Origin of the sequence: Streptomyces gilvosporeus, from assembly GCF_002082195.1 — a bacterium.
In the GTDB taxonomy this organism is placed as follows: domain Bacteria; phylum Actinomycetota; class Actinomycetes; order Streptomycetales; family Streptomycetaceae; genus Streptomyces; species Streptomyces gilvosporeus.
In genome coordinates this window covers 8,222,720-8,247,900 of sequence record NZ_CP020569.1, presented here as the reverse complement: position 1 = coordinate 8,247,900, position 25,181 = coordinate 8,222,720, and the positions used below count along the sequence as shown (strand labels likewise).

The 25,181-nt window shown below is 70.4% G+C and carries 28 protein-coding genes; 16 read left to right on the top strand and 12 right to left on the bottom strand.

Going from position 1 to position 25,181, the window contains the following annotated elements:
• Nucleotides 1-54: 54 nt before the first annotated feature.
• From tuf to B1H19_RS36455, 4 genes are all read right to left on the bottom strand, one after another.
• Nucleotides 55-1,227, bottom strand: a complete 1,173-nt coding sequence (gene tuf, locus B1H19_RS36465; RefSeq protein ID WP_083109133.1) for an elongation factor Tu — start codon at nt 1,225-1,227, stop codon at nt 55-57.
• A 109-nt stretch (nt 1,228-1,336) separates the two neighbouring features.
• On the bottom strand, nt 1,337-1,477 hold the full coding sequence (locus B1H19_RS39385) for a hypothetical protein (protein ID WP_203237294.1): 141 nt from the start codon (nt 1,475-1,477) through the stop codon (nt 1,337-1,339).
• Between the two features lie 290 nt (nt 1,478-1,767).
• Entirely contained in the window at nt 1,768-2,451 is a 684-nt protein-coding gene (locus B1H19_RS36460; RefSeq protein WP_083109132.1) for a pyridoxamine 5'-phosphate oxidase family protein, read from the bottom strand.
• A gap of 330 nt (nt 2,452-2,781) precedes the next feature.
• Nucleotides 2,782-3,612 (bottom strand): hypothetical protein, encoded by an 831-nt coding sequence (locus B1H19_RS36455; RefSeq protein WP_237289715.1) that lies wholly within the window; start codon nt 3,610-3,612, stop codon nt 2,782-2,784.
• A 512-nt stretch (nt 3,613-4,124) separates the two neighbouring features.
• On the opposite strand from B1H19_RS36455, the gene B1H19_RS36450 reads away from it, so the two are divergent.
• Nucleotides 4,125-5,033, top strand: a complete 909-nt coding sequence (locus B1H19_RS36450) for an SCO4651 family lipoprotein (RefSeq protein ID WP_203237293.1) — start codon at nt 4,125-4,127, stop codon at nt 5,031-5,033.
• 58 nt (nt 5,034-5,091) lie between these two features.
• Here the strand turns inward: B1H19_RS36450 and B1H19_RS36445 are convergent, their stop codons facing one another.
• Nucleotides 5,092-5,961: an SCO6745 family protein gene (locus B1H19_RS36445; protein WP_083109130.1), complete on the bottom strand. Its 870-nt coding sequence runs from the start codon at nt 5,959-5,961 to the stop codon at nt 5,092-5,094.
• Nucleotides 5,962-5,993: 32 nt separating this feature from the next.
• On the opposite strand from B1H19_RS36445, the gene B1H19_RS36440 reads away from it, so the two are divergent.
• Nucleotides 5,994-6,896 (top strand): S41 family peptidase, encoded by a 903-nt coding sequence (locus B1H19_RS36440; RefSeq protein WP_083109129.1) that lies wholly within the window; start codon nt 5,994-5,996, stop codon nt 6,894-6,896.
• A gap of 9 nt (nt 6,897-6,905) precedes the next feature.
• On the opposite strand, the gene B1H19_RS36435 is transcribed toward B1H19_RS36440, so the two are convergent.
• The 4 genes from B1H19_RS36435 to B1H19_RS36420 form a co-directional block, all read right to left on the bottom strand.
• Nucleotides 6,906-7,142, bottom strand: coding sequence for a hypothetical protein (locus tag B1H19_RS36435; protein ID WP_083109128.1), 237 nt, complete (start codon nt 7,140-7,142; stop codon nt 6,906-6,908).
• A 2-nt stretch (nt 7,143-7,144) separates the two neighbouring features.
• A complete protein-coding gene (locus B1H19_RS36430) occupies nt 7,145-7,381 on the bottom strand; it encodes a DUF6400 family protein (protein ID WP_083109127.1) in 237 nt (78 codons plus the stop codon).
• A 220-nt stretch (nt 7,382-7,601) separates the two neighbouring features.
• Nucleotides 7,602-8,882, bottom strand: a complete 1,281-nt coding sequence (locus B1H19_RS36425; protein ID WP_237289714.1) for a PP2C family protein-serine/threonine phosphatase — start codon at nt 8,880-8,882, stop codon at nt 7,602-7,604.
• A 222-nt stretch (nt 8,883-9,104) separates the two neighbouring features.
• A complete protein-coding gene (locus B1H19_RS36420; protein WP_083109125.1) occupies nt 9,105-9,515 on the bottom strand; it encodes an organic hydroperoxide resistance protein in 411 nt (136 codons plus the stop codon).
• Between the two features lie 124 nt (nt 9,516-9,639).
• On the opposite strand from B1H19_RS36420, the gene B1H19_RS36415 reads away from it, so the two are divergent.
• The 7 genes from B1H19_RS36415 (at nt 9,640) to B1H19_RS36385 (ending at nt 15,122) form a co-directional block, all read left to right on the top strand.
• Nucleotides 9,640-10,092 carry a MarR family winged helix-turn-helix transcriptional regulator gene (locus B1H19_RS36415; RefSeq protein WP_083109124.1) on the top strand — a complete coding sequence of 151 codons (453 nt, stop codon included), beginning with the start codon at nt 9,640-9,642 and terminating at the stop codon, nt 10,090-10,092.
• 296 nt (nt 10,093-10,388) lie between these two features.
• Nucleotides 10,389-10,622 carry an acyl carrier protein gene (locus B1H19_RS36410; RefSeq protein ID WP_107426279.1) on the top strand — a complete coding sequence of 78 codons (234 nt, stop codon included), beginning with the start codon at nt 10,389-10,391 and terminating at the stop codon, nt 10,620-10,622.
• Entirely contained in the window at nt 10,619-11,860 is a 1,242-nt protein-coding gene (locus B1H19_RS36405; protein WP_083109123.1) for a beta-ketoacyl-[acyl-carrier-protein] synthase family protein, read from the top strand. Before B1H19_RS36410 ends, B1H19_RS36405 begins: the two co-directional genes overlap by 4 nt.
• 134 nt (nt 11,861-11,994) lie before the next feature.
• Nucleotides 11,995-12,894, top strand: a complete 900-nt coding sequence (locus B1H19_RS36400; RefSeq protein ID WP_083109122.1) for an alpha/beta fold hydrolase — start codon at nt 11,995-11,997, stop codon at nt 12,892-12,894.
• 69 nt (nt 12,895-12,963) lie between these two features.
• Nucleotides 12,964-13,278, top strand: coding sequence for an ArsR/SmtB family transcription factor (locus B1H19_RS36395; RefSeq protein ID WP_083109121.1), 315 nt, complete (start codon nt 12,964-12,966; stop codon nt 13,276-13,278).
• Nucleotides 13,278-14,126, top strand: coding sequence for an SRPBCC family protein (locus B1H19_RS36390; protein WP_083109120.1), 849 nt, complete (start codon nt 13,278-13,280; stop codon nt 14,124-14,126). The genes B1H19_RS36395 and B1H19_RS36390 overlap by 1 nt, the downstream gene beginning before the upstream one ends.
• A 447-nt stretch (nt 14,127-14,573) precedes the next feature.
• On the top strand, nt 14,574-15,122 hold the full coding sequence (locus B1H19_RS36385) for a transglycosylase SLT domain-containing protein (protein ID WP_083109119.1): 549 nt from the start codon (nt 14,574-14,576) through the stop codon (nt 15,120-15,122).
• Between the two features lie 96 nt (nt 15,123-15,218).
• Here B1H19_RS36385 and B1H19_RS36380 read toward each other — a convergent pair whose 3' ends face one another.
• Nucleotides 15,219-15,521 (bottom strand): hypothetical protein, encoded by a 303-nt coding sequence (locus B1H19_RS36380; RefSeq protein ID WP_083109118.1) that lies wholly within the window; start codon nt 15,519-15,521, stop codon nt 15,219-15,221.
• 702 nt (nt 15,522-16,223) lie between these two features.
• Here B1H19_RS36380 and B1H19_RS36375 point away from each other — a divergent pair.
• Nucleotides 16,224-16,898, top strand: coding sequence for a transglycosylase SLT domain-containing protein (locus B1H19_RS36375; RefSeq protein WP_203237292.1), 675 nt, complete (start codon nt 16,224-16,226; stop codon nt 16,896-16,898).
• A gap of 293 nt (nt 16,899-17,191) precedes the next feature.
• The gene (locus B1H19_RS36370) at nt 17,192-18,067 is read left to right on the top strand and encodes a lysozyme (RefSeq protein WP_083109117.1); all 876 of its coding nucleotides are present in this window, start codon (nt 17,192-17,194) and stop codon (nt 18,065-18,067) included.
• Between the two features lie 91 nt (nt 18,068-18,158).
• On the opposite strand, the gene B1H19_RS36365 is transcribed toward B1H19_RS36370, so the two are convergent.
• Together B1H19_RS36365 and B1H19_RS36360 are read right to left on the bottom strand one after the other, a co-directional pair.
• Complete coding sequence (locus B1H19_RS36365) at nt 18,159-18,548, bottom strand: VOC family protein (RefSeq protein WP_083109116.1); 390 nt, start codon at nt 18,546-18,548, stop codon at nt 18,159-18,161.
• Between the two features lie 107 nt (nt 18,549-18,655).
• Complete coding sequence (locus B1H19_RS36360; RefSeq protein WP_083109115.1) at nt 18,656-19,726, bottom strand: LacI family DNA-binding transcriptional regulator; 1,071 nt, start codon at nt 19,724-19,726, stop codon at nt 18,656-18,658.
• Between the two features lie 231 nt (nt 19,727-19,957).
• On the opposite strand from B1H19_RS36360, the gene B1H19_RS36355 reads away from it, so the two are divergent.
• The 5 genes from B1H19_RS36355 to B1H19_RS36335 all read left to right on the top strand — a co-directional run bounded on the left by B1H19_RS36355 (nt 19,958) and on the right by B1H19_RS36335 (nt 25,162).
• Nucleotides 19,958-21,250 carry an ABC transporter substrate-binding protein gene (locus tag B1H19_RS36355; RefSeq protein WP_083109114.1) on the top strand — a complete coding sequence of 431 codons (1,293 nt, stop codon included), beginning with the start codon at nt 19,958-19,960 and terminating at the stop codon, nt 21,248-21,250.
• A 7-nt stretch (nt 21,251-21,257) separates the two neighbouring features.
• Nucleotides 21,258-22,175 (top strand): carbohydrate ABC transporter permease, encoded by a 918-nt coding sequence (locus B1H19_RS36350; RefSeq protein WP_083109113.1) that lies wholly within the window; start codon nt 21,258-21,260, stop codon nt 22,173-22,175.
• A 73-nt stretch (nt 22,176-22,248) separates the two neighbouring features.
• Nucleotides 22,249-23,112, top strand: a complete 864-nt coding sequence (locus B1H19_RS36345) for a carbohydrate ABC transporter permease (protein WP_203237291.1) — start codon at nt 22,249-22,251, stop codon at nt 23,110-23,112.
• Nucleotides 23,113-23,149: 37 nt separating this feature from the next.
• A complete protein-coding gene (locus B1H19_RS36340) occupies nt 23,150-24,388 on the top strand; it encodes a glycoside hydrolase 5 family protein (protein WP_083109112.1) in 1,239 nt (412 codons plus the stop codon).
• A 63-nt stretch (nt 24,389-24,451) separates the two neighbouring features.
• Complete coding sequence (locus tag B1H19_RS36335) at nt 24,452-25,162, top strand: endo-beta-N-acetylglucosaminidase (RefSeq protein ID WP_472573295.1); 711 nt, start codon at nt 24,452-24,454, stop codon at nt 25,160-25,162.
• Nucleotides 25,163-25,181 lie beyond the last annotated feature (19 nt).

Genomic DNA, 25,181 nt, shown 5'->3' with positions numbered 1-25,181 from the left:
AGGGAGCACCGCGGCCCGTACCCGGGAAGGTACGGGGCGCGGCTGTGGGCCGACTCACTCCTCCACGGAGCGGATCGTGCCCGCGCCGACCGTGCGGCCGCCCTCGCGGATGGCGAAGCCGAGGCCCTTTTCGAGGGGGACCTCGCGGCCGAGTTCGACCGAGATCGTCACCGTCTCGCCGGGGCGGGCCACACCGCGCTCGCCCAGGTCGACGTCGCCGACCACATCAGCGGTGCGCAGGTAGAACTGCGGCCGGTACCCCGTGGACAGTGCCGTACGGCGGCCGCCCTCCTCCGTCGACAGCACATAGACCTCGGCGGTGAAGCGGCGTCGTGGGGTGACGCTGCCCGGTGCCGCGACCACATGGCCGCGGCGTACCTGGTCGCGGTGGAGTCCGCGCAGCAGCAGCGCGACGTTGTCCCCGGCCTCGGCCGACTCCATGGGCTTGCCGAAGGTCTCCAGCCCGGTGACCGTGGTCTCGGCGTCGGCGCCGAGCACCGCGACCCGGTCGCCGACCCGTACGGTGCCGCGCTCGACGGCCCCGGTGACGACCGTGCCGCGTCCGGTGATGGTCAGGACGTTCTCCACCGGGAGCAGGAACGGCGCGTCCGCGTACCGCTCGGGCATCGGGACGTAGGTGTCGACGGCGTCCAGCAGCGCTCCGATCGCCTCCGTCCAGCGCGGGTCGCCTTCCAGGGCGCGGAGCCCCGAGACCCGTACGACGGGGACGTGTTCCCCGTCGTAGCCGTGGGCGCTCAGCAGCTCGCGCACCTCCAGCTCGACCAGGTCGGTGAGCTCCGGGTCGCCGGCGTCGGCCTTGTTGAGGGCGACGACGATGTGGCGGACGCCGACCTGTTTGGCGAGCAGCACATGCTCGGCGGTCTGCGGCATGATCCCGTCGAGCGCGGAGACAACGAGGATGGCGCCGTCGAGCTGCGTCGCACCGGTGACCATGTTCTTGATGAAGTCGGCGTGGCCGGGCATGTCGACGTGCGCGTAGTGCCGGGTGTCGGTCTCGTACTCGACGTGCGAGAGGGTGATGGTGATGCCGCGGGCGGCCTCCTCCGGGGCCCGGTCGATCCGGTCGAAGGGTACGAAGGTGCCGCTGCCGCGGTCGCTGAGGACCTTGGTGATGGCGGCGGTGAGGGTGGTCTTGCCGTGATCGACGTGGCCCATCGTGCCGATGTTCAGATGCGGCTTGGTGCGTACGTATGCCGTCTTGGGCATGGTGTTCTTCCTCGCAACGAAGCGGTGAGAACGGCGATTTGGCGCCGTGGGGACCCCTGAGCCACTCCGACCCTCCCCCTGTGGGGTCCGCCGGACGATCCGGAGAGGGTCAGCTTCGTGCGCCGTCGGTGAAGGCGACGGCTGCGGTCGCGAGGACGTCGGTGTGGACGTCGTGAGCAGCGGCATCGACGGCAGCCTTCAGCGCGTCCGCGGCTGCGGACGGCAGGAAGAGGAAGGCGTGCCGGAACATGCGTCCTATCGTGCCGGGCGCGGGCGGCGGCGTCGAACGATTTATCTGCGGAGGGGGGTTGAGGGGCCGACCGGGCCCCTCATGAGCGTCCGTCGGTCGTCGGCTGCTGCCGGCGCTGCTTCGTGGTGTCGCGGCCGGTGCCGCTCATGGCGATCCGGCGGGAGGCGCAGGGGAACGTGCCTGGTGGCGGCGGCTCTCTCGCACTGCGTGCCGCAGTGGAGGTGAGGGAGCGCCGCCCGGCGGTCGGCTGAGCGGCTACGCGCGGGGGCGGGCGCCCCGCCCCCGCGGCCTCATGCCTGGGCGGCGGTGCCCGCGCGGTGTACGAGGTGCGGCGGCGGGGCGATGGCGGGGTCCAGGCCGGGGTCGGGCCGGAGGGTGCCCCATGAGGCGTTCAGCGGCAGGACCCCGGCCCACAGCCCGAGTTCGGCGTCCGGGGAGTCGCCGTCGTCCGGCGGGCCGGTGCGTACCTTGACCGACGCTTCGTCGAGCGGGAGGGCGAGCAGCGCGGTGGCGGCCAGTTCCTTGCGGCTGGGGCGCCGGGCGTAGTCCCACTGCCCCGGGGCGGACTGTTCGGTCAGGCAGCGCAGTCCGGCGAGCTTCTCCTCCTCGTCGGTGACCGGGCGGGGCACTCCGTAGATCATCGCGCTGCGGTAGTTGACGCCGTGCTCGAAGACGGAACGGGCCAGTACGAGCCCGTCGATGTGGGTGACCGTCACACACACCGCGGCCCCCGGGGCGGCGACGAGGCTGCGGCTGGCCACCGAGCCGTGGAAGTAGAGCGTGCCGTCGTCCGCGCCGTAGACCGTGGGCACCACCATGAGCGTGCCGTCCACGGTCACCCCGAGGTGACAGACGAATCCGGCCGCGAGTATGGAGTCCAGTTCGGCGCGGTCCGCGCGGCCCTGCTCGCGCAGCCGCCGGTGGCGGGTGCGTTCCGTTGCCGACAGGGGGCGGGCGGGAGGCGGGGTGGTCATGGAGATCCTCGGTGTGGTGGTGGGGTGGCCGGCTCCGGCAGCGGGATCGCCGTCACGTACCGTGACCGGAGCGCACTCCCTTCCGAGGTTACTGATTCCATGCCTCTGAGGCGATAGATTTCGCCATATCCGTCGCCAGCGGGGCGTCACACAACTGATTTCGCAGCTTATTGCACAGCTCGATGGGCGGTACGGGAGCCGTAACGCGCAAACCCCCACCTCACCCGCACGCCCGGCAAGGACCGGCAAAGCCCCGCCGGTCGGTCACCGTGGCGGGGCGGGAGGTACGTGGCGAGGCGGGCAGGGGTAGGTAGTGAGGTGCGCGGGGCGTCAGGAACTGAGGTGGTACTGGGTCCAGGGCTGGTGGGCCGGCTCGGGCTCCTGGTACGGCTGGGTGTACGGCTGGGTGATGGTGCCCCATGGGGCGAGGGCGCTGTCCCATTCGGGGGCGAGGGTGCTCATATCGGCCACGGTTTCGGCCGGTTGCGCCGCGCCGGGGTGCCAGGCGGACGCCATGTGCCCGGAAGGGGCGGTGGCGTTCCAGGCCGGGGTCTGCTGTGCGGGAATGGTGCACTCGGACTCGTGCAGATCGCCGCGGCGATGGCGGCCGCCGTAGGTTTCGCCCGCGTGGCCGGGGCCGTGGTGGAAACGCCCCTGGGCGGCCAGCTGCTGGGCACGGGTGAGCAGCCGGTTGAAGTCCAGACCGAATTCGGTGGCCAGTTCGCGCAGATCGACGCCGGTCTGCCAGCTGCCGACAAGCACCGCATCCAACGCCGCCGACCAGGAAGGCTCCGATGAGGAGGCCGCGGTGTCGCGGCTCTCGCGCGGGGTGGCCGTCGGGCGGGTACCGGAAGAAGCAAAGGAGGACGGGGCGGCGTCGGCGGTCTGATCGGAAGGGGTATCGGGCGCCGACGTTGCCGTCTCAGGCTCCCGGGGGGCGGCGTTGGGAGCCCCACCGTTGGGAGCCGCGGCGAGCAGCTGCTCGGCGACCGCGCGGGCGTCGTCCTTGCCCACCGTGCGTCGGGCGATCCGCACTTCCCGCTCGTTCAAGCCGAACAGACCGGCCACCGCGCCCGTGCTGCCGACGGTCACCGCAAAGGCCGCCAAAACCCGTGACCGGTCGGCTTGCGCCTCGTCCAGCCGGGCCTGGGCCTCCCGCACTCGCTCATCGCCAAGACAAAACGCTTCTGCGAGTACGGCGTTACGGTCCCACAACTCTCTAGGCTCCATACCCTGACAACGCCGCTCCTCCGCAGGTGATCCGATCTTGTCTAGCAAAGCACCCCAAAGCAGGCATCCACACACCAGCTGAAAATCACCCCGCAGCCGGACCGGCCGGGCCTTCCGGCGGGGAACAGGCGGGGAACACGGGCTGTCAGTGGCGTGGGCTACTGTCTCCGTCAGACAGGCATTCGACTGTTCGCCGATACGCGGTTCTGACGCGTGGTCCGCGCATCGCGTCCGCAGTCGCTGTCCGCGCTACTCGTTTCGCAGCATTGTTTCGCAGCTTTACGTTTCGCACGTTGTGTTCCGCACCGTGTGTTCCGCACCTCTTGGGGGAGGCCATGGCCCGACGTTCTTCGCTCTCACTGTTTTGTTCTTCGGCGTCGCGCTCGTCGGTTTCGGGGGCGCCGGTTTCGCGTACGTCGCTTCCGCCGACGGCGGTCCGTGCCGTGGGAGCGGTGCTCGCCGGTGTGCTGCTGTGCGGTACGGCGGCCTGTTCGTCGCCCGGCGGGGCGGCGCGGGACCGGTCGGCGAAGCCGGAGCGGTTCAATGCCGCGCCGGTCGCCGCGGTGCGCAAGGCCGTCGACAAGGGCGCCAAGCTCAACTCCCTGTCGTACTCCGTCAACGGCAAGATCGCCGGTCAGGGCACCGTCCAGGGCAAGGTGTCCATCAGCCTGCATCCGCGGGCTCTCGACATGCGGATGACGGCGGCCGGCGGGTTGCGGTCGGGCGAGATCTCGGTCCGGCTCATCGGTGACACGGTGTACGTGGGCGGGGGCGAGCGCGCGGCGGCGGCCCTGCACGGCAAGCACTGGCTGAAGTTCCGGATGCGGGGCAAGGGGCCGGGCGGCGCGGCCGGTTTCGGCGGGATGCAGCAGCAGGCCGACCAGGACCCGGCGGCGCAGGCGTCGTTGCTCACGCAGTCCAAGAACATCAAGAAGGTCGGTCAGGAGACCGTCGGCGGGGTCCGGACGACGCACTACGCCGGTACGGTCTCGGTCGATGAGCTGCTGAAGCGGCGGCCCGCCAAGGACGCCCTGGCGGCCGAGCGGCGCGAGCGGGCGGTCCAGCGGTACAAGGCACTCGGGGTGAATGCGCTGACGCTGGACCTGTGGGTCGGGCCCGATGACCGTACGGTGAAGTTCCGCGAGCGGGCGACGACGGACCGGGGGCCGCTGGACCTCACACTGCGCTTCTTCGACGTCAACAAGCCGGTCACGGTACAGGCGCCGCCCGCGTCCGACACCATGGATCTGACGCAGCGCTTCCAGCAGGGATTCCGGCCGGGCGCCCAGCAGGGCTTCAAGGAACGCGGAGGCGCCGGGGCCGGCGCCGGGATAGGCACCTGGTCGGCGTGAGCCCACGCCGGCCCATGGAGCGGGCCGCGGGCGCCGGGCCTAGACCCGGGCGGCAGGGCTAGACCTGGCCTTCGTTCTCGTCGGGGTGCGGCAGGCCGATGGGGTTGGGGAACGGCAGGACGTCCGCGGCCAGGATGCGCCGTGCGACGTCTTCCAGGTCCTCCAGGAGTCGGTCGGTCTGCGGCCTGGAGAGCGGGCGGAGCAGCCGGGCCGCCAGGCGGTCGGTCTCCTCCTCGATGCGGTTGCGCTCCTGCCGGCCGCGGTCGGTGGCGTCGCCGCGTGGGTCCAGCAGCCCGCGGGAGCGCAACCGGTCGGCGGCGGCCGCCCATTCCTCCTCGCTCCAGCCGCGGTCCTGCCGGATGGTGTCCTTGGGGACGTGGCCGGCGCCGGCGGTCAGGACCAGGGCCTCGCAGCCGTCGAGTCCTTCGTCGGCGAGGACGCACTGGTGGGCGTCGCCCCGGAACTCGCGCAGTGCGGTGCTCAGTTGCCACAGCCGCTCGACGGGGTCGGCGTGATCGCACAGCGCACGGTTCGCGGCGAACAGCGGCCGCGCGACGACGGGCGCGTCCTCGACGAGCGTCAGCAGCGGGCCCGACAGCTCGGCGGCCGTCTCGTCCAGGCCGGGGTGAATCCTGCGCAGGGCGCCGGCGGCGCGGCGGGCGCGTTCCTCGAGGACATGGGCGGGGCTGACGAGCTGCCAGGCCGCGGGCAGCGCGCGGGCGACCATGCCGGGTGCGAAGACGCCGAGCACGGCGGTGGCGAGCGAGGGTTCCACGGCACCGAGCGGTGCGGTACGGGAGGCGAAGTAGCCCATCCAGAAGCCTTTGAGGCCCAGGTCCTTGCCCAAGCCACGGCACTCCTCGTCGAAGTAGGTGACGGCGTGCAGCGGTTCGGTCAACAGCCAAAGCGATCGGGCGCGCAGCTCCATGCCCGCACGCTACCCCTCTAAGATCACCGGCCATGCCCACCAACGCGCGCACCACCGCATCCATAGTCAGCGACGCCCTCGACCACATCACGGCCGGCTATGTCTTTCCGGAACGGACCGCCGAGATCGACAAGGCCCTCCGGGCGCGGCTCGCCGCGGGCGAGTACGACGGGCTGAGCGGCCCCGACCTCTGCACGACGGTGACCACCCAGTTGGAGGAGATCTGCGGAGATCGGCATCTGCGACTCCTGTGGCGGGACGAGCCGCAGTCCCTCGCACCGGCGGACGCCGACCAGGGCCGGGCGGAGTTCCTCGCGCTGCTGCGCTCGGAGAACCAGGGCATCCGCCGCATCGAGTGGCTCGACGGGAACATCGGCCACCTCGACATCCGGCTGATCGCCGATGCCGCGGAGGGGGGCCGAGCGATCGGCGCGGCGATGGAGCTGATCGCGCACACCCGGGCGCTGATTCTCGATCTGCGGGAGTGCAGGGGCGGTGCGCCCAACGGCGCCGCCCTGTGGTGCAGCTATTTCTTCCCCGACGATCAGGTGCACCTCAACGACATCTACGATCGCGCCACGGACTCCCTCCGCCAGTACTGGACCGTTTCCCATCTGCCCGCACCGCGCTACCTCGACCGTCCCGTATACGTGCTGACCAGCGCCGCGACCTTCTCGGGCGGGGAGGACGTGGCGTACACCCTTCAGGCGCACGGGCGCGCGGTGATCATCGGGGAGACGACCAGGGGCGGGGCTCATCCGACCACCCCGTCCCCGGTGACCGAGCACATCACCGTCACCGTGCCGACCGCCCGGACGATCAACGCGGTGACGGGGACGAACTGGGAGGGGGTCGGCGTGACACCGGACCGCGCGGCACCCGCTGAGCAGGCGCTCGAGGCCGCCGTGGCGGACCTGGAGAAGCGGGAGGCGTAGCCGGGGGGCTCAGCGGGCGGTGCGGCCGGCGCCGCCCGCCCCGAAGCCGGAGTCCCATGCCCACAGATGGGCGCAGTTGGGGCACTGGAGATGCAGTCGGCTGCCCTCGTTCGACAGCAGATAGCGCCAGTGGTCGGCGCAGGTGCGGCCGTCGAGGCAGGTGGTGCAGGCCCGGTGGTCCTGGCATCCGGGGCACGGCACCCAGGCCCGGCGGCCGATATCGGCGGTGGGATCGAGCGGCAGCATGCTCATGCCTGTCCGGAGGCCGGCAGCACGCCCTCGGCGACCAGCATGTCGTAGGTGGCCTGCTGCTCGGCGTCCAGACCGGAGTAGAGAAGCCGCTCGGCCGCCGCCTCGCCCTCCATCACCTCAAGGGGGTTCCAGGCGTCGCCCAGCGCCGCGAGCACCTCGGTCCGGCGCCGGGTTTCGTGCTCCGTGAGGTCGAACGCGAATATGTGGTGGTCCGAGCTGGTGCGGTCGATCATGGTGCAGGTCCCATGCCACTTGGGGATGATTCGGACGTGTTTACCAAGTGGGGCGGGACTGAGGAAGCGTCAGGCGGGGAGGCCGGCGTTCCGGCGGTCGACAGGGAGCGAGGGCTGCACGGCCGAGAAACACCACATCATGCGGCATATTGCCGATTCCACCTACACCGTTAAGTCCGTTATGTCCGATACGACGCCGGGGTGGCAAGCGTGACGTATGTCATCGCCCGGCCGCTGTGCCCGACGGGTGGCTGGGCAGGCGGCGCACCGCGACGGCCGCGGCGTCATCGCCGAGCCGTCCGTCCGTATGCGTCAGCAGCTCCTCGCGCAGGAACCTCAGCAGCTGCTGCGGACTGCTCTCGCTCCAGGCGGCGGCGCGCTCGGCGAGCGGGTAGAACGCACCCCTGCTGTCGCGGGCCTCGGCCACCCCGTCCGTGTACAGCAGCAGAAGATCACCGGGCTCGAAGGGGAAGGTCTCGACCACGTACTCGGACTCCCCGGCCAGCATGCCGAGGCCGATCGGCAGGGCGGCCCGCCGGGGGTGCAGGATCGTGGTCTCACCGTCGCGCAGCAGGAGGGCGGGGGGATGACCGCAGGTGATGGTGCGCAGTACGGGCCACTGGTCGGGGATGTCGAAGAGCGAGGCGGTCGCGAAGGTCTCGTCGGTGTCGGCATGCGGGGCGACCGCACCGCCCGTCACCCCGTCGCCATCCCCTCCCCCGCCGCGTTCCGCCCCCCTGCCGCCGTCCGCCGCCGCGTGGGCGGCGCCCGGGTCGGCGCGCCACTGGCCGCTGTCCCAGCGGACGGCCCCGTCGAGATGGATGGCGAGATTGGGCAGCGTGGCCTGACGGTGGGCGGCGGCGCGGAAGGCGCCGAGGAGGAGGGCGGCATGGCTGTAGGCGGGCAGCCCCTTGCCCCGTACATCGCCGATGATCAGCCGGGTGCTGTGGGTGGTACGCGCCGCCGCGAACAGATCGCCGCCCATTTCCGCCTCCTCCTCGGCGGGCAGATAGAGCGAGGCGATCTCCAGCGCGCCGCTGCGCCGGGGCAGCGGCCGCAGCAGGACCTGCTGGGCGACACCGGCCACCGAGCGGCTCCGGGTGAGCCGTCGCTCGTTGCGCTCCCGTACGGCGGCGAACAGCACGACCAGTGCGGATACGACCACCAGGGCGGCGATCTGGGCCTGGAGGTTCTCGGTGAACAGCACGCCCCGCGCAATGCCGATGAACACCTGGGCGGCGACCGCCAGGGCGCCGATCGCGGCGGTGACACGGGGTCCCGCGAAGGCCGCCGAGACGGCGGGTGCGGCGACGAGGAACGGCCCGAGATGGATGTCGGGCGGCGAGAGCACATCGATCACCACGACGGTGACGATCAGACCGACCGGGATCAGGGCCAGAACGGGGCTCGGACCTCGCCGCCCGGGAAGCAGCCCCGGGAGCGCTCCGGACAGCCGTCCCGCCAGTCGTCCCGGCATGTGCACCAGCCATGGAAAGGGCATGCACCATGTTTGCACCGATAACGGCCAAATGTCCGCTCAGTGCGGCGGCGCATCTTCCGCGCACCCGGTGACCTGCCCGGCGACGGCACCCGGTGACGCATCTGACGCCCTTCACCGATCTTCACCGATCCCCACCGGCCGACCGGTGCGCGCCAGCGCCCCTCACCCCAACTCCCCCATCACCAGGAGGAGTTGACCCATCCATCCCGCCGCAGCACACCCCTACTCGATGACCAGCTCGACGTCGATGTTGCCGCGGGTGGCCTTGGAGTACGGGCAGTACTGATGCGTCGCCTCGACCAGCCGGCGCCCGGTCTCGCCGGCCAAGACGTCCGGCAGCTCCACCCGCATGACCACACCCAGGCCGAAGCCGGAGTCGTCCTTGCCGATGGAGACCTCGGCGGTGACCGAAACATCCTTGGTGTCGACCTTCATCTGGCGTCCGACATTGCTCATGGCGCTCGCGAAGCAGGCCGCGTATCCGGCGGCGAAGAGCTGCTCGGGGTTGGTGCCCGCGCCGTTGCCCCCGAGCGCGGGCGGCAGGGCCAGGGCCAGGTCGATCTGACCGTCGGAGCTGACGGCCCGGCCCTCGCGGCCATTCGCGGTGGCGACAGCGGTGTACAGCGCGTCCATCGGTTTTCCCTCTCGTACGGCGTCGGGCTCGTTGAGCCGCGTTCGCCAGTAACCATTGCACACACTTAGATCGGACGCAACTTAGTTGTGCACAACTTAATGACCGGCGAGCTAATCTGGACCCATGACCACGCTCCCGGTACCCGACTCCGAACTGCTCCGCCTCGACCACCAGGTCTGCTTCCAGCTGCACGCCGCCTCGCGCGCCTTCGGCAGCGTCTACCGGGACGCCCTCAAGGACCTGGGCCTGACCTATCCCCAGTACCTGGCCATGCTGGTCCTGTGGGAACACGGCGCGCAGCCCGTCAAGGCCATCGGCGAGCAGCTGCGGCTGGACTCCGGCACCCTCTCCCCCCTCCTCAAGCGGCTGGAGAGCGCCGGCCTGGTACGCCGCGAGCGCAGCACCGAGGACGAGCGCTCGGTGACCGTCCATCTGACGGCCGCGGGCGAGGAGCTGCGGGAGCGGGCCCTGCCGGTGCCCCGCCGGATGCTGGCCGCCACGGGCCTGACCGTCGAGGAACTCCGTACGCTGCGCGGTCTGTTGGGACGGGTCACCGCCGCGCTCGACGAGGTCTGACACGCCCCGTCCCGCGAACGGCCCGGGACCGGGCGGTGGGCCGAGTCCGACGGCGTCGCCCCGTACCCTCCGTCGGCTCGTGCCGTTAGGACAGGCAGATGCCATCCAGCGTGTGCGGCACGGGGCCGCGCACTCCCTCGCACACCCCCGTGCGCTCATCACCCCATTGAGCTAACGAGGTTGGGGAGTCTTCGGGACCACGGCGTATAAAGAGTGGCCGAACCAGCCGGAGCCGCCGGCGAGCACCCGCCAGGACGCGGTTGGCAGCACGCCTACGAACAGCGGAGGAGCGCCACGTGAATGCGGCAGAAGTTGTCAACGACCTGCTGGTCAAACGATTCGGGGTGACCAAGGCCGACATCCGCTTCGAGACCCCGCTGCGCAAGCTGAAGATGGACTCCCTGGCGCTGGAGGAGCTCCGTGTGCTCATCGAGAACCAGCTGAACATCGACCTCGACGAGGTGGCGCTGACCTCGCGGGACACCGTGGGTGCGCTGGTGGCCGCCGTCGACGGCAAAGTCGCGGCGTGACCGCCCGGCAGCAGCCGTTCTCCGCGGCGGTGACGGGGCTGGGGCTGGTGACCGCGGCGGGCGTGGGCGCGAAGGCCGCCTGGCACACCATCACCCATGACTGCGTTCCCGGCGGGGTGTCCCGGCCGGACGAACTCATGGACCTGCCCTGCGACTTCATGTACACGGTCGGGGACCTGGACCCGGCCGAGGTGCTGGGCGTGGCCACCCAGCGGCTGATGGACCGCTTCTCGCAGTTCGCGGTGATCGCCGCCCGCGAGGCGGTCGCGGACGCCGGGCTGGAGCCGGAGACCTGGGACAGCGCCCGGGTCGCGGTCGTCATCGGCTCCGCACACGGCGGCGTGTCCTTCTACGACGAACAGCACACGACGATGCTCCAGCGCGGCGCCCGGCGGGTCTCCCCCAAGCTCGCCCCGCTGAGCGTCATCAACAGCGCGGCCAGCAGTGTCTGCACGGACCTGGGCGTGCACGGTCCCAGCTTCGGCGTCGGGACGGCCTGCTCGTCCGGCGCCGTCGCGGTGGGCACCGCGCACCAGCTGCTGCGCGCCGGGGTCTGCGATATCGCCATCGCCGGAGGCGCGGAGTCGACCGTCGCGCGCCTGCTGGTCGCCAGCGCCTGCCAGATGAAGGCGGTCTCCACCCGTCGGGACGAGCCGTCCGCGGCCTGCCGGCCCTTCGACGTGGAGCGGGATGGTTTCGTGGTCGGCGAGGGCGCGGGTCTGCTCGTACTGGAGCGGCCCGAGCACGCCCGCGCCCGGGGAGCCACCGTCCGCGCGCAGGTCTCCGGGTACGGCGCGTCGAGCGATGCGTACGCGGCGGTGGCGCCGGATCCCGACGGCTCGGGCATCGAGCGGGCGCTGCGGACGGCTCTGGCGGACGCGGAGGTCGCGGCGGGCGATGTCGGGTACGTCAACGCCCACGGCACCTCGACGGTCGTCAACGATCTGATCGAGGCGATCATGCTGGAGCGGGTGCTCGGCGATCATCTGCTGGTCTCGTCCACCAAGGCGATGACCGGACACACCCTGGGCGCCGCGGGCGGGATCGAGACCGCGTTGACCGTGCTGGCGCTGGAGCACCAGCTGGTGCCGCCGACCGCCAACCTCGAGGTGCCCGATCCTCGGATCCCCCTCGACCTCGTGCGTCAGGAAGCCCGGCCCGCGCGATTCGACTGCGCGGTCAAGACGTCGCTCGGCTTCGGCGGGCACAACGCCGCGCTCGTGCTGACGCGCGGTTAGCGCCGTTGCCGGTCCTCGCTCCGCACGCCACAGAAATTCCGCACCCCCAGACAGTGACCGATGGGAACGGGCGCGCCACCTCGGCGCGGCCCGTTCCCGTCGGTCTTCTCCCGCTTCTCCCGAAGGAATCAGCCATGGCCGAGGAATCGATCCGCTCGCTGTCGGTGAGCGGGGTGTCCTATTCGTACCGGGTGCTTCGGCAGCCGGACCGGGTCACCGAGCCCGTCATGGTGCTGGGCGGCGCGTTGCAGGGGATGTACGGCTGGCCACAGATGGACGAGCACATGGGGCCGTTCGCGGATGTGGTCACCGCCGACCTGCCCGGTATGGGCAGCGCCGACTCGCTGCCGCCCGGGCCGTGCATCGGGCTGCTGTGCGCGGCGATCCAGCGCATCATCGACGATCTGGACGTGCCGCGGATCAACCTCTTCGGCTTCTCCTACGGCGCGGGCCTGGCCTATACGTGCGCCCAGCGCTTCCCGGGGCGGATCGCGCGGCTGGCGCTCGGTGGCGTACCGACGCACATCACGGCCGCGCAGATCGCCCACTGGCGGCGGGCCGCCGACCATCTCTTCCGCGGTGAGCTGGAGTCCTTCGCCACGGCGAGCACCGAGGGACTGATGTGTCTCGACGAGCGCCGGCATGTGACCAAGCGGCAGCTGGCCTACCGCTATGTGCGGCGCTCGATGCTGCATGCGGCGCGGCACTCCCCGCACACCGTCGACTCGGTGCGCCGCGCGCTGACCGACCGCCCGGACTTCTCCGGCGGCCTGAGCGGCGTACGGACGCTGGTCTTCAGCGGTGAGCACGACACGGTGACCTCGTCGGCCCGGCAGCGCGACTTCGCGGCCCGGATCCACGACAGCCGCTTTCTGTCGATTCCGGATGCCGATCACTGGGTGGTGCTGGAGCGCCCCCTGGAGGTCGCGGACATGGCCACGCGGTTCTTCACGGACGCGCCGCTGAGCTCGGCGCCGTGTCTGTTCGCGGCGGCGGACGATGCGCTGGCGGTCGGGGATCCGGCGTATGCGTGAGGGCGCGTCGGCAACGCCTGCGACATACATTCCCTTGCGGTTATATAACTCTGTGGCAATATTGGCGCCATGCCCATACCGTTCGACGTCCTCGCGGAACCGAGCCGGCGCAAGATCCTCGATCTGCTGCTGGAGCGGCCGCATCTGGTCGGTGAGCTCACGGCGCGGCTCGGGCTGAGCCAGCCCGGTACGTCCAAGCATCTGCGGGTGCTGCGCGAGGCCGGGCTGGTGCAGGTCCGCCAGGAGGCCCAGCGCCGCTGGTACGCGCTGCGGCCCGAGCCGCTGGCGGAGCTCGACGCCTGGCTGGCGCACTACCGGCATCTGTGGACCGAAAGCCTCGACGCCCTCGAACGGCATCTCGACGCCATGGAGGACGACCCGTGATGAACCCGCACTCCGACACCCTCACCACCGCCGACGGCCGCACCGCGCTGCGGATGGAGCGCCGGCTGGCCCATCCCCCGGAGAAGGTCTGGGCCGCGCTCACCGATCCGGCCCGGATCGGGCAGTGGTTCCCGGCCGAGGTCACGGTGGAACTGCGACCCGGTGGGGCGATGGCCTTCTCCATGCCCGGGGTCAGCGGTATCGCGCTGGCCGGTACGGTCACCGACGCCGAGGCGCCGCGACTGTTCGCCTTCACCTGGGGCGAGGACCATCTGCGCTGGGAGATCGCCCCGGACGGCGACGGATCGCTGCTGACCCTGGTGCACACCTTCGGCGACCGCTTCGGCGCCGCGAGCTTCGCCTCCGGGTGGCATCTGTGCCTCGGCGCGCTGTCACAGCTGCTCGACGGCGAGTCGACGGCCGCGCATCCCGACTCGGGCGCACTGCACGAGGCGTATCTCGAACAGTTCGACCTCGGCCACGGCAGCGTCGAGGAGACGGCGGACGGGGCGCGGATCCGTTTCGAGCGTCAGCTGGTGCGGCCGGCCGCTGCCGTCTGGGCCGCGCTGACCGGGGGCGATGAGCCGGCACCGGGAGAGCCGGTGCCGGACGGCTTCACCGCGGAGGGGGTGGCGGGCGGACCGGTCACCGAGGTCCGGGCGGCGGAGCTACTGGCCTACCGCTGGGATCCGCGGGGCACGGTCCGCTGGGAGCTGCGGCCGGGCACCGGCCACGGGCCGCGTCTCGTCCTGACCCAGAGCGGGCCGCGGGGCTTCGACACCGACGCGGCGCTGGCCGCATGGCATGCGCGGATCGAGCATCTGGCGGCCCGGCTGCTGGAGGACTGACGGCGCAGCGGCCTCGGCTTCGGTGCTCCTTGTGCGGTGGCGCACAGGGAGCGCCGTCGCATATCGGCGAAAACGCCCATGAAACGCCCATCGGGCGTGTGAGCCAGGCAACTTCGGCGGCCTCCGAAAACCGATTTCGGGGGGCTATGCCGTGACGCCGGGCACAGGACGTAGCTCACTTACGAGCCTCCCTAGTGGGCGCATCTCCGGCGGAGGGCGCTGTCCGCGGCCTTTACATAGGACATTTCACTGCATCTCACGAACATCGGTAGTACTCGGCACCATTGCCACCATCCAGGGCGCTCGCTAAACATGTTTCTCGGCAGCACCGAGAACGAGCCGATGACCTCAGCCAGAGCGGCGAGCGCGGCACAGACCCTCGGGACACAACAGCCACCGAAGGCCACCCGCCTTAAAACCCGCCCCCCCTGGAAGAGGTCACTTCGCATGCTTCGCACCACCCTGCCCCGCACCGCCCGCATCGGCCGCACCCACAAGCTCTCCGCGGCGCTGGTGGCCACCGCGAGCTGCGCGGCGGCCGTTGCCCTGGCGACGCCGAGCCAGGCCGCGACGCCGGCCGGCCACCTGGCCGCCGCCGACCACCTCAAGGTCACCGCCGTCGCCACGCAGGCGCACACCGCGAAGCAGGCCGCGTCCAAGGGCGGGCAGCAGTACGGGAACAACCTGGACGGCTGGATCCGTCAGTCGCTCGACATCATGAAGGCCAAGGGCATTCCGGGCTCCTACGAGGGCCTGCACCGCAACATCATGCGGGAGTCCAGCGGTAACCCCAACGCCGTCAACGGCTGGGACGTCAACGCCGTCAACGGCATACCGTCCAAGGGCCTGCTCCAGGTCATCCAGCCGACGTTCGACACGTACCACGTGTCCGGCACCGCCAATAAGCTCACCGACCCGGTCGCCAACATCACCGCCGCCGCCAACTACGCAGCCGCCCGCTACGGCTCGATCGACAACGTCAACTCCGCCTACTGAGCCGCCTCCTCGACGGCACACGGCAGCAGCAACGGCAGTGGCCCTGCCCGCATCATGCGGGCAGGGCCACTGCCGTTCTGCTTTGCCGACCAGGCCTCAGAAGCCGATCCCGCCCCAGGGACCGAACAGCGCATGCAGCACACGGCCGACGAGGAACAGGCCCTCGCGCTCATAGCCGTGACGACCGCCGTCACCGCGGCTCTCGTAGCGACGGTCACCGCCCCCGGCGCGCTCTTCCATGCGGATGTGACGACGGCCGTCGTCCATGCGCATGTGACGGCTCTGGCTGTGGTGCGCGCGCTGCCCGTGTTCGGGGTTGGGCACCGCGGCGGCGGCACCGGTGGCGATGACGCCCGCCACAAGCGCGCCGGTGAGAACGGTGGAAACACGACGGAGCATGGGATTTCCCTACGGTGAGTGAGCGGAACTACACCTTGCGGTCTCACCTTCGGGCACGTGCAGACCCGCGGCCACACGACAGCCCGGATGCTGCTGCGAACGGACCATCAGCACCGCCATTTCGCCGTAGCGAAATCTCCCTGACGGACTAGTTCGGCGGGTGCCCGGAGTCGGGTGCCGTTCCGCACCGCGTGCCTTTCCCGTTGCCCTGCGTGCCCGTATTCCGCGCCCTCCCAGCGGTTTGACAGTGCCGTGTGCCACATTTCCGGAATCCATGAGACCCGGCTCACTGAATATCCCGGATTTCCTGCCGGCATCCCGGGCAGAGGACGGGTACGGGGAAAGCTCAATTCGCATGTGAGCCAGGCAACTTTGGTGCGGTACGAGAAGGGAATTCCGGGCCGCCACGGGTGATGCCGGGCACAGGGCGTACGTCACGTACGACCTCGTCTAGTGGACGAAATAGCGGCGCTGGGGCGGGAAATGGACCCGGGTTCGGGCGTGGCCGGGTATCTCACGAAGATGCCTAGTACCGGCCATCATTGCCAGCGACTGGGGCGGTCGCTAACTATGTATTTGCGCCGGGAACGAGCCAGCGAATTAAGCCTCTGAAGGCGAACGCAGCGAATAAGTTCCCGGACGCACTACGCGCCGCACCAAAGGCCATCTCCCCCGTCCCCAGTACCTGGAAGAGGTCACCGCATGCCCAGCTTCACCCTGCCCCGCACCGCCCGCATCACCACCACTCACAAGGTCGCCACCGCCGTTCTGGTCGCCGCCGGCGCCACCACGGCCCTGGCCGTCACCGCCCAGCCGAGCACCGCGCAGGCCACCGCCTCGCACGCCTCGGTCGCGGTCAAGCCGGTGAGCGCGAACGGTATGCCGGCCCCGGTGCAGGTCAAGAGTGACGCTCCCAAGGTCGCGCACCCGGCCATCGAGGCCGTCGCCGCGCAGGTCAAGGCCCAGGACGCGCCGAAGAAGGCGCACACCGCCAAGCAGGCCGCCAACCGCTCCACCGAGCGCAAGGCCGTGCGCAAGGCCGAGCCCAAGCGCTATGCGAACAACCTGGACGGCTGGATCCGTCAGTCGCTCGACATCATGAAGGCCAAGGGCATTCCGGGTACGTACGAGGGCCTGCACCGCAACATCATGCGGGAGTCCAGCGGCAACCCCAACGCCGTCAACGACTGGGACATCAACGCCATCAACGGCATTCCCTCGAAGGGTCTGCTCCAGGTGATCCAGCCCACGTTCGACCGTTTCCACGTGGCCGGTACCGCCGACAACCTGACCGACCCGGTCGCCAACATCACCGCCGCGGCCAACTACGCGGCCGACCGTTACGGCTCGATCGACAACGTGAACTCCGCGTACTGAGCCTGGGGGCAGGACATCGTGAACAAGCCGACGGAGCGGTCGGCATAGGCAGTGCGATGCGGCGGAATGGCGCGTTCGCCGCTGCACAGCCCAACGGGCCCCGGCATCGAGCCGGGGCCCGTTCGCATGCCCGGATATGACGGCCGGTCGGGTGAGATGCCCCGGCCGGTCGGCGGACCGCGGGCCGGTCGGGCCTTAGCCGTGGTCAGATGAGCGTATGAGTCTTCTTATCGGCAGAATTCTGCTCGCATTCCGCCGTACCTGACCCAACCGAAGGACTTCGGAGGCACGCGATGCCCTTGCGCAGATCCGGTCCGGCCCGCCGCTCACGCCATTTCTTGGCCGGAACGTTCGTCTCTCTCTTCACCGTGCTCGTGCTGCCCCTCACGCTGCCCGGCGCCGCTGGGGCCTCGGACGCGGGAAAGAGACCCGCGCACCCCGAGCAGGACTGGATGGGCTCCACCATCGCCGCCCACGAAGGGGGCGACCGCGCCGGGGGCGGCGAGCCGACCGGGGGCTCCGAGCAGCGAGGCGGCCGGCCGACCGTGTCCGGTGTGGATGTCTCCAGCCACAACGGCAAGATCGGCTGGCCGGGGCTGCGCGACGCCGGCATGAAATTCGCCTACGTCAAGGCCACCGAGGGCACCAATTACCGGAACCCGTACTTTCGTCAGCAGTACAAGGGCGCATTCGAGGCGCGGCTCATCCACGGTGCCTACCACTTCGCGCTGCCGGACCACTCCTCCGGTGCCGTCCAGGCGCGTTTCTTCGCGACCCACGGCGGCGCCTGGTCGCATGACGGCAGGACGCTGCCGGGGGCACTCGACCTGGAGTACAACCCCTACGGTTCGACGTGCTACGGCAAGAGCCACCCGGAAATGACCGACTGGATCGCGGATTTCGCGCGGACCTACCGGGCCAAGACCGGACGCGACGTGGTGATCTACACCTCGACCAACTGGTGGAAGCGGTGCACCGGGAACTCCGCGCGCTTCGGCACCTCCAACCCGCTGTGGATCCCGCATTACGGCGGCTCGCTCGGCGCGCTGCCGGCCGGCTGGAAGTTCCACAGCATCTGGCAGCACACGTCCTCTGGTCCGGGAATCGGTGACCGCAACCGCTTCAACGGTTCGTTCTCCCGGCTCATGGTCCTCGCGAACGGCGGCTGACCCGCTCCACGCTTCCGCGCCTCATCTCCGCGCGGTAACGGCCGGTCCCCGGCGCCCCTTTCGGCGCCGGGGACCGGTCGTTGTGCCCGACTTACGCGGCGGAATTTCCGTACGGCTGGGTGAGGATTTCCAGGGCGTGGCCCGCGGGATCCAGGAAGTACACGCCGCGCCCGCCGTGGTGGTGATTGATCTCGCCCGGATGCTGCTGCCGGGGATCGGCCCAGAACGTCAGCCCGGCTTCCTTGATACGGGTGAACGCCGCGTCGAACTCGTCCTCCGAGACGAGGAAGGCGTAGTGCTGCATCGTGAGGTGGTCCGGATCGACGGTGGCGAAGTCCAGCGTGACGCCATTGGATGTGGCGACGGGGATGAAGGGGCCCCATTCCTGGCCGACCTCGAGACCGAGGATATGCGCCAGGAATTCGGCGGAAGCCCGGTTGTCCCGGGCGGAAATGATGGTGTGGTTCAACTCGACTGACACGGTGGAATGCCTCCAGTGGGCATCTCCCGGGCACCTCCACGCTTCACCCGGACGGTGACCAACGCGCGATGCCGTGCGCACATACTCGGCATGCGGTAAACGCGCTGTCAAGGCGTGCCGGTGCTCTCCCGTTCTTCCAGGTGCGGCAGTTCGCCCTGCACCGCGCGTACCGGACCGCCGTCGAGGACGGCGCGGAGTTCCTGGGCGGCGAGCCGGCCGAAGCCGGCGGTGTCGCGGACAAGTGCCGTCAGGCGGGGGTGAGTTACCCGGCACAGCGAGGAGTCGTCCCAGGCGACGATCGAGAGTCCGCCCGGTACGGGGATACCGCGCTCGGCGGCGACCGAGGCGCCGGCCACCGCCATCACATCGTTGTCGTAGACGATCGCCGTGGGCGGTTCGGCCGTATCGAGAAGGCGGCGGGTGGCCTCGGCGCCCTCGGCGTCGGAGTAGTCGGTGGCCACCGAGCGGACCTGGCGCGGATCGAGGCCGCGCCGGACCGCCGCGGTACGCAGTGAGCGGATCCGGCGTGCGGTGTGGGCCAGTTCCGGCAGGCCGGCCACATGGACGATGCGGCGGTGGCCGAGGCCGTGGAGGTGGTCGAGGATCCGTGCCATGGCCTTGGCGTCGTCGGCCCAGACGGTGGGCAGCGGGGGTGGTGCGGCGTCCGGCCCGGGGGCGGCGTGGCCGCCGACGACGACCGCGGGAAGGCCCAGCGAGACGAGCAGCCGCGGCCGCGGGTCCTGGGTGCGCGGGTCGACGACGAGCACGCCGTCCACCCGGCGTTCGGCCCACCAGCGGCGGTAGAGCGCGCATTCAGCCGCGAGGTCCGGCACGACCTGGAGGAGCAGCGCGGTGTGGTGCGCGGAGAACACTTCCTGGATGCCGGAGACCAGTTGGAGGAAGAACGACTCCACGCCGAGGGTCCGTGCGGGGCGGGCGAGCACCAGCCCGACGCAGTCCGCGCGGTCGCCGGACAGGGCGCGGGCGGCACTGTTGGCCTGCCAGCCCAGTTCCTGTGCCACGCGCCGGATCCGGGCGCGGGTGCGGTCGGAGACGCCGGGTCGGCCGTTGAGTGCGAAGGAGACGGCGCTTTCCGAGACCCCGGCCCGGCGGGCGATGTCCTTGATCGTCGGCCGTCGTGCCGGGGGGCGGCGGGCGGCCTCACCGGATGCTGTCATGACGGGCTCTCCTCCGGGTGTGGACCGGACTCACTAAACCGCATTAGTGACCGGCAGCCCGAGCATATCGACCAGCGCAAAAAGGTCTGTCAACCCGCTTTTCGGCCGCTTCCCGAGAGGCCGCTTCGCCCCCGGTATTGACACTCGCCAAATCGCCTCAGTACGGTCTGCCGCATCGTTACGGGGTGGCCTTCGTACAGCAATTCTGCTTGTATCGCAAAGGAGCCAGCCATGCGTGTCTTTCGCCGTAGAGCAGCGGTCGGCGTGGCCCTGGTGACCTCGGTGATGGCGCTGACCTCCTGTGGAGGACCGGAAAATTCCGACGGATCGGGCGCCGTCACGGGAAAGGTCGAGGGGCAGGTCACCTTTCAGACCTGGAATCTCAAGGCGCATTTCAAGGATTACTTCGAGGGTGTGATCGCGGACTTCGAGAAGAAGTATCCGGACGCCCATGTGAAGTGGATCGACCAGCCCGCCGAGGGCTATCCGGACAAGCTCAGCGCGGATGCGGTGGGCGGCACGCTGCCCGATGTCGTCAATGTGTCGCCCGATCTCGCCTATCCGCTGGCGAAGGCGGGGCTCGCGCTCGACCTGGAGAAGGCCGCGGGGACGTATCGCGGGGAGTATCTCGCCGGGGCGTGGCGCAGCCAGCGGATGCCGGGGCTGCCGGGGGTCTACGCGTTCCCGTGGTATCTGAACACGGGCCCGATGTTCTACAACAAGAAGCTCTTCGCGCGGGCCGGTCTCGATCCGGAGAAACCGCCGAAGACCTATGACCGGCTCTTCGCGGAGGCCGTGACGATGGCGAAGCGGAGCGACGGGAAGACGGCGATGCTGGCGAGTACGCCGAGCATCGAGGATTTCGGGCGCTATGGCGTACGGCTGATGAATTCCCGCGGTACGCGGTTCACATTCAACGAGCCCAAGGGCGTCGAGCTGTTACGGCATTACCGGGAGTTGTATGCGGCCGGGGCGCTGGATTCGCAGGCGCTCACCGCGCAGGCGGAGTCCGCGGGGCGGAAGTTCGAGCAGCAGTCGGTGGCCATGAATCCGGGCAGCGCGCTGGATCTGGAGAATTTCCGGAAAGAGGCGCCGAGTCTGTACCGGAACATCGGGATCACGGACGCGGTCAACAACACCGGCCGGGCCAATATGTATGTCCAGGGCCTGATGGTGAATGCGCAGAGCAGGGTGAAGCCGGCCGCCGTGGCGTTCGCTCATTTCGTCACCGGCGCGCAGCGGCAGATGGCCTTCGCCAGGAAAGTGGCGATCTTTCCCAGTACCAGGGGGGCGCTGGACGATCCGTACTTCACCAAGGAGGACGGCACCGATGCCACCCGGGTGCGGGTGGCCGCGGCCCGGTCGCTGCGGACCGCGGTGAACTACACGCCGGTGGCGCTCAGCGATCAGATGAAGACGGTGCTGCGCAATGCGGTCGCGAGGGCGGTACAGGGCAAGCAGTCGCCGAAGGCGGCGCTGGACGGCGCGGCCGCCGAGTGCAACCGCCTGCTGGCGACGGGCTGAGGCCACGGTGAGCGTCCGGCGGCCCGCCCGCCGTACCCGTACCCGTACCCGTACCCGTACGCAACTGCCGTCGACCCCCTGGCTGTTCCTGGCGCCCGGGCTGCTGATCTCCGCCGCGTTCGGCCTCTACCCGTTCCTGAGCACCGTCGCGCATTCGTTCACCGACGCGCGCACCCTCACCGGCGGGCGCTACGTCGGCGGCGCCAACTACCGGGAGTTGATCCACGACGCGATGTTCTGGACGGGGCTGCGCAACAGTCTGCTGTACGTCCTGGGGGTCGTCCCGCTGCTGGTGATCCTGCCGTTGCTGCTGGCCCTTCTGGTGCGCCGGCACATCCCCGGGATCGCCTTCTTCCGGGCCGCGTTCTACACCCCGGTGGTGGCCTCCGTCGTCGTGGTCGGGCTGATCTGGGTGTGGCTGCTGGACGACCGGGGGCTGATCAATGCGCTGCTGGAGCGGCTCGGGTTCGGGCGGGTCGGCTTTCTCGGGGATCCGTGGCTGCTGCTGCTCAGCGCGATGGCGGTGACCGTCTGGAAGGGACTCGGCTACTACATGATCATTTATCTCGCGGCGCTCGCCGGTGTCCCCCGGGAACTGCACGAGGCGTGTGCGGTCGACGGCGCGGGAGCCGTGCGTCGCTTCGTCACGGTGACCGTGCCCGCGGTGCGGCCGACGATGGCGCTGGTGGGCGCGCTGGCCTCGGTCAATGCGTTCAAGGTGTTCTCCGAGGCCTATCTGATGGCCGGTCCGACGGGCGGCCCCGGCGGCGAGGACACCACGTTGGTGATGCTCGTCCGGCAGGTCGGTACCGGTCTCAGCGGCCGGGTCGGCTATGCCTCGGCGCTGTCCGTCGTCGTCTTCGTCCTCACCCTCGGCCTGATGCTGCTGGTGCTGCGCGCCTCGCGGCGGGAGGACGGGGCATGAGCGAGCGCAGCGAGCTCATCATCGAAGGGTGCGCGCCGAGCGCATGCGAAGCCGAGCGAAGCGAGGTTTCGGCATGAGCCGTTCGGACCGGGAGGAGCGGCACGGTGAACGGCGGCTGCCGCGTCGGCAGCTGGCGCTGCGGTATGTGCTGCTGCTGGCCGTCCTGGCCCTGACCGTCGGCCCGTTCCTGTGGCAGCTGTCCACCTCCCTCAAGGGGCCCGGCGAGGACATCTACCGCTATCCGCCGAGCCTCGTCCCGCACCACCCCACACTCGCCAACTACGCGGGCGTGGCGCGGATCGTCCCCGTGTGGGACTTCGCGCTGAACTCGCTCAAGGTGGCCACCGCCAATGTGCTCACCAACTGCGCGGGGGCCGCGTCGGCGGGCTATGCGCTGGCCCGGCTGCGCTTTGCGGGCCGCAGGTCCGCGCTGGTGGTCTTCCTCATGGCGATGCTGGTGCCGGTCGAAAGCATCATGATCGCCCAGTTTCTGACGATGCGGGAGCTCCGGCTGAACGACACCCTGCTCGGGGTGGTGCTGCCCGGCTGTATCGGTGCGATGAATGTGCTGCTGATGCGCAATGCCTTCGCCGCGCTGCCGTACGAGATCGAGGAGGCGGCCTTCGTCGACGGTGCCAACGCCTGGCAGCGGTTCGTACGGATAGCGCTGCCGTCGGTCCGGGGCACCCTCGCCGTCGTGGCGATCTTCGCCTTCATGGGCGCCTGGGACGACTTCCTGTGGCCACTGATCGTGCTCAGCGACCAGTCGAAGTTCACCCTGACCATCGGCCTGAACTTTCTGCACGGCACCTTCGCCGACGATCAGCGGCTGGTCGCGGCGGGCACGGTCATCGCCGTCCTGCCGCTGATCGTGCTGTTCGCCTGTCTCCAGCGTTATTTCTTCCGCGGCGTCGGCGAGGGTGCCGTCAAGGGCTGATCCGGCCGCCGCCCCGTCCCGACCCTTGGAGGAGCCCATGCGATTCGGCGCCAACTACACGCCCGGCGAAGGGTGGTTCCACCACTGGCTGGACTTCGACCTGGATGCCGTACGCGCCGATCTCGACTCCCTGGCCGGGCTCGGGCTCGACCACATCCGGGTCTTCCCCCTCTGGCCGCTCTTCCAGCCGCACCGCACCCTGATCCGGCCGCGCGCCGTGGACCAGCTCGTCCAGCTGGCCGATGCGGCCGCCGAACGGGGCCTGGACGTCGCCGTCGACGGCCTCCAGGGCCATCTCTCCAGCTTCGACTTCCTGCCCGCCTGGACACAGACCTGGCACCGCCGGTCCCTCTTCACCGATCCCGAGGTGCTGGCCGCCCAGGAGGAGTATCTGCGGACGCTCGCCGCCGCCCTCGCCGACCGGCCCGCCTTTCTCGGGATGACGGTCGGCAACGAGATCAACCAGTTCGCGGACGGCCCGCACCCGGATCCGGACCGCATCACCGCCGCCCAGGCCACGGCCTGGCTGGAGCGGATGCTGGCGGCGTGCGAACGGGGCGCGCCGGGCCGGATGCATGTGCACGCCGAGTACGACGCGGCCTGGTACCGCGACGGGCACCCCTTCACCCCCGCGCAGGCCGCCCGGCTCGGCGCCGCGACCGCCGTGCACTCCTGGGTGTTCAACGGCACCGCGCAGCGCCACGGTCCGACCGGTACCGCCACCGAGCAGCACGCCGCGTATCTGATCGAGCTGTCCAAGGCGTGGGCCGCCGACCCGCACCGACCGGTATGGCTCCAGGAGGTCGGCGCGCCGGCCCCGCTCATCCCCGAGGACCGCGCCGCCCGATTCATGGAAGCGACCGTCGCCAACGCGCTGGACTGCCCGGACCTGTGGGGCATCACCTGGTGGTGCTCCCATGACGTCTCGCGGTCGCTGGCGGACTTCCCGGAGCTGGAGTACGGGCTGGGGCTGCTCGCCAACGACCGTACGGTCAAACCGGCGGGCCGGGCGTTCGCCGCACTGGCCGGACAGTGGCGCGGCCGGGACCACCGGCCGCCGCCGCGTACCACCGCGCTGGTCGTCGATGCCGGAGGTGTCGAGGACGCATCGTACCGCTCGGTGTGCGCGCCCGGTGGCGCGGTCTTCGAGGCGTGGGCGAGGCTCGCCGCGCAAGGGGTCCGCCCCTGTCTCGTCCTGCCCGAACTGGCCGCGGACGCCGAGCATGTGAAGGCTCGTCAGATCGCCGAGATCCGCACTCCCGACGAGGTCGGGTAGGCGGCCCTTCGCACCCCTGGCCCCAGCTCCGCACTCCCCCACCGCAGCCACCGAAGGAGCCTCATGTCCCCGCACCCCCGCCCGCCGTCCCGCCGCCGTGTGCTCCTGGCCGGGGCGGGTGCGGCGGCCGCGCTGCTCGGTGCCGCCCCCGCCGCGGGGGCCGCCGGGCGCCGCGGCGCGGCCGACTCCTTGCAGCCGTACGCGTCGTACTGGTTCCCCGACTCGCTGCCGCCGGGGACGCCGGGGGACGGCATCACCTGGCGGAGCCTGGCCGACTGGACGCCCGAAGGCGACCGGGACCTGGCGTTCAACGCCGCGTCCGTGCCGCTGGCCCAGCGGTTCACGCCGGTCCCGGCGAACACCACGGCCCGCGCCGGTCAGGCCCGGATCGGCGCGCTGGCGGCCTTCGCCCCCACCGCGGGCAATCCGTCGCAGGGCTCGGCCACCGCCGATTTCTACGCGCCGACACACTGGGCCTACCTCGATGAGCTGGTCTTCTGGGGCGGTTCGTCCGGCGAGGGCCTGATCCTGGCCCCGAACGCCCCGGTGACCGATGCGGCGCACCGCAACGGCGTCCCCGTCCTGGGCACGGTCGCGCTGCACCGCACCCTCCCGGACGGCGGCCGCCGTTTCCTCGGCGGGACCTGCGGCACCGCGTTCTACGTCCCGGACCTGCGCCGGGAGGGGAACGAGCAGGCCGTGCGGCTCGCCGTGTGCGCCATATCCGAGCTGTTCACCGCCTCGGATCCCGCCGAGACCACCCATCCCTGGTAGCCACCCGCATCCCGCCGTC

Excerpts from the sequence above, each read along its gene's own strand:
- B1H19_RS36400 (WP_083109122.1), top strand. The coding sequence starts at position 11,995 with ATGGCCGAGGAATCGATCCGCTCGCTGTCGGTGAGCGGGGTGTCCTAT.
- B1H19_RS36420 (WP_083109125.1), bottom strand. The coding sequence starts at position 9,515 with ATGGACGCGCTGTACACCGCTGTCGCCACCGCGAATGGCCGCGAGGGC.
- B1H19_RS36440 (WP_083109129.1), top strand. The coding sequence starts at position 5,994 with ATGCCCACCAACGCGCGCACCACCGCATCCATAGTCAGCGACGCCCTC.
- B1H19_RS36375 (WP_203237292.1), top strand. The coding sequence starts at position 16,224 with ATGCCCAGCTTCACCCTGCCCCGCACCGCCCGCATCACCACCACTCAC.
- B1H19_RS39385 (WP_203237294.1), bottom strand. The coding sequence starts at position 1,477 with ATGTTCCGGCACGCCTTCCTCTTCCTGCCGTCCGCAGCCGCGGACGCG.
- B1H19_RS36355 (WP_083109114.1), top strand. The coding sequence starts at position 19,958 with ATGCGTGTCTTTCGCCGTAGAGCAGCGGTCGGCGTGGCCCTGGTGACC.
- B1H19_RS36460 (WP_083109132.1), bottom strand. The coding sequence starts at position 2,451 with ATGACCACCCCGCCTCCCGCCCGCCCCCTGTCGGCAACGGAACGCACC.
- B1H19_RS36370 (WP_083109117.1), top strand. The coding sequence starts at position 17,192 with ATGCCCTTGCGCAGATCCGGTCCGGCCCGCCGCTCACGCCATTTCTTG.
- B1H19_RS36380 (WP_083109118.1), bottom strand. The coding sequence starts at position 15,521 with ATGCTCCGTCGTGTTTCCACCGTTCTCACCGGCGCGCTTGTGGCGGGC.
- B1H19_RS36395 (WP_083109121.1), top strand. The coding sequence starts at position 12,964 with ATGCCCATACCGTTCGACGTCCTCGCGGAACCGAGCCGGCGCAAGATC.
- B1H19_RS36340 (WP_083109112.1), top strand. The coding sequence starts at position 23,150 with ATGCGATTCGGCGCCAACTACACGCCCGGCGAAGGGTGGTTCCACCAC.
- B1H19_RS36385 (WP_083109119.1), top strand. The coding sequence starts at position 14,574 with ATGCTTCGCACCACCCTGCCCCGCACCGCCCGCATCGGCCGCACCCAC.
- B1H19_RS36335 (WP_472573295.1), top strand. The coding sequence starts at position 24,452 with ATGTCCCCGCACCCCCGCCCGCCGTCCCGCCGCCGTGTGCTCCTGGCC.
- B1H19_RS36390 (WP_083109120.1), top strand. The coding sequence starts at position 13,278 with ATGAACCCGCACTCCGACACCCTCACCACCGCCGACGGCCGCACCGCG.
- B1H19_RS36425 (WP_237289714.1), bottom strand. The coding sequence starts at position 8,882 with ATGCCCTTTCCATGGCTGGTGCACATGCCGGGACGACTGGCGGGACGG.
- B1H19_RS36415 (WP_083109124.1), top strand. The coding sequence starts at position 9,640 with ATGACCACGCTCCCGGTACCCGACTCCGAACTGCTCCGCCTCGACCAC.
- B1H19_RS36435 (WP_083109128.1), bottom strand. The coding sequence starts at position 7,142 with ATGCTGCCGCTCGATCCCACCGCCGATATCGGCCGCCGGGCCTGGGTG.
- tuf (WP_083109133.1), bottom strand. The coding sequence starts at position 1,227 with ATGCCCAAGACGGCATACGTACGCACCAAGCCGCATCTGAACATCGGC.
- B1H19_RS36360 (WP_083109115.1), bottom strand. The coding sequence starts at position 19,726 with ATGACAGCATCCGGTGAGGCCGCCCGCCGCCCCCCGGCACGACGGCCG.
- B1H19_RS36445 (WP_083109130.1), bottom strand. The coding sequence starts at position 5,961 with ATGGAGCTGCGCGCCCGATCGCTTTGGCTGTTGACCGAACCGCTGCAC.
- B1H19_RS36345 (WP_203237291.1), top strand. The coding sequence starts at position 22,249 with ATGAGCCGTTCGGACCGGGAGGAGCGGCACGGTGAACGGCGGCTGCCG.
- B1H19_RS36430 (WP_083109127.1), bottom strand. The coding sequence starts at position 7,381 with ATGATCGACCGCACCAGCTCGGACCACCACATATTCGCGTTCGACCTC.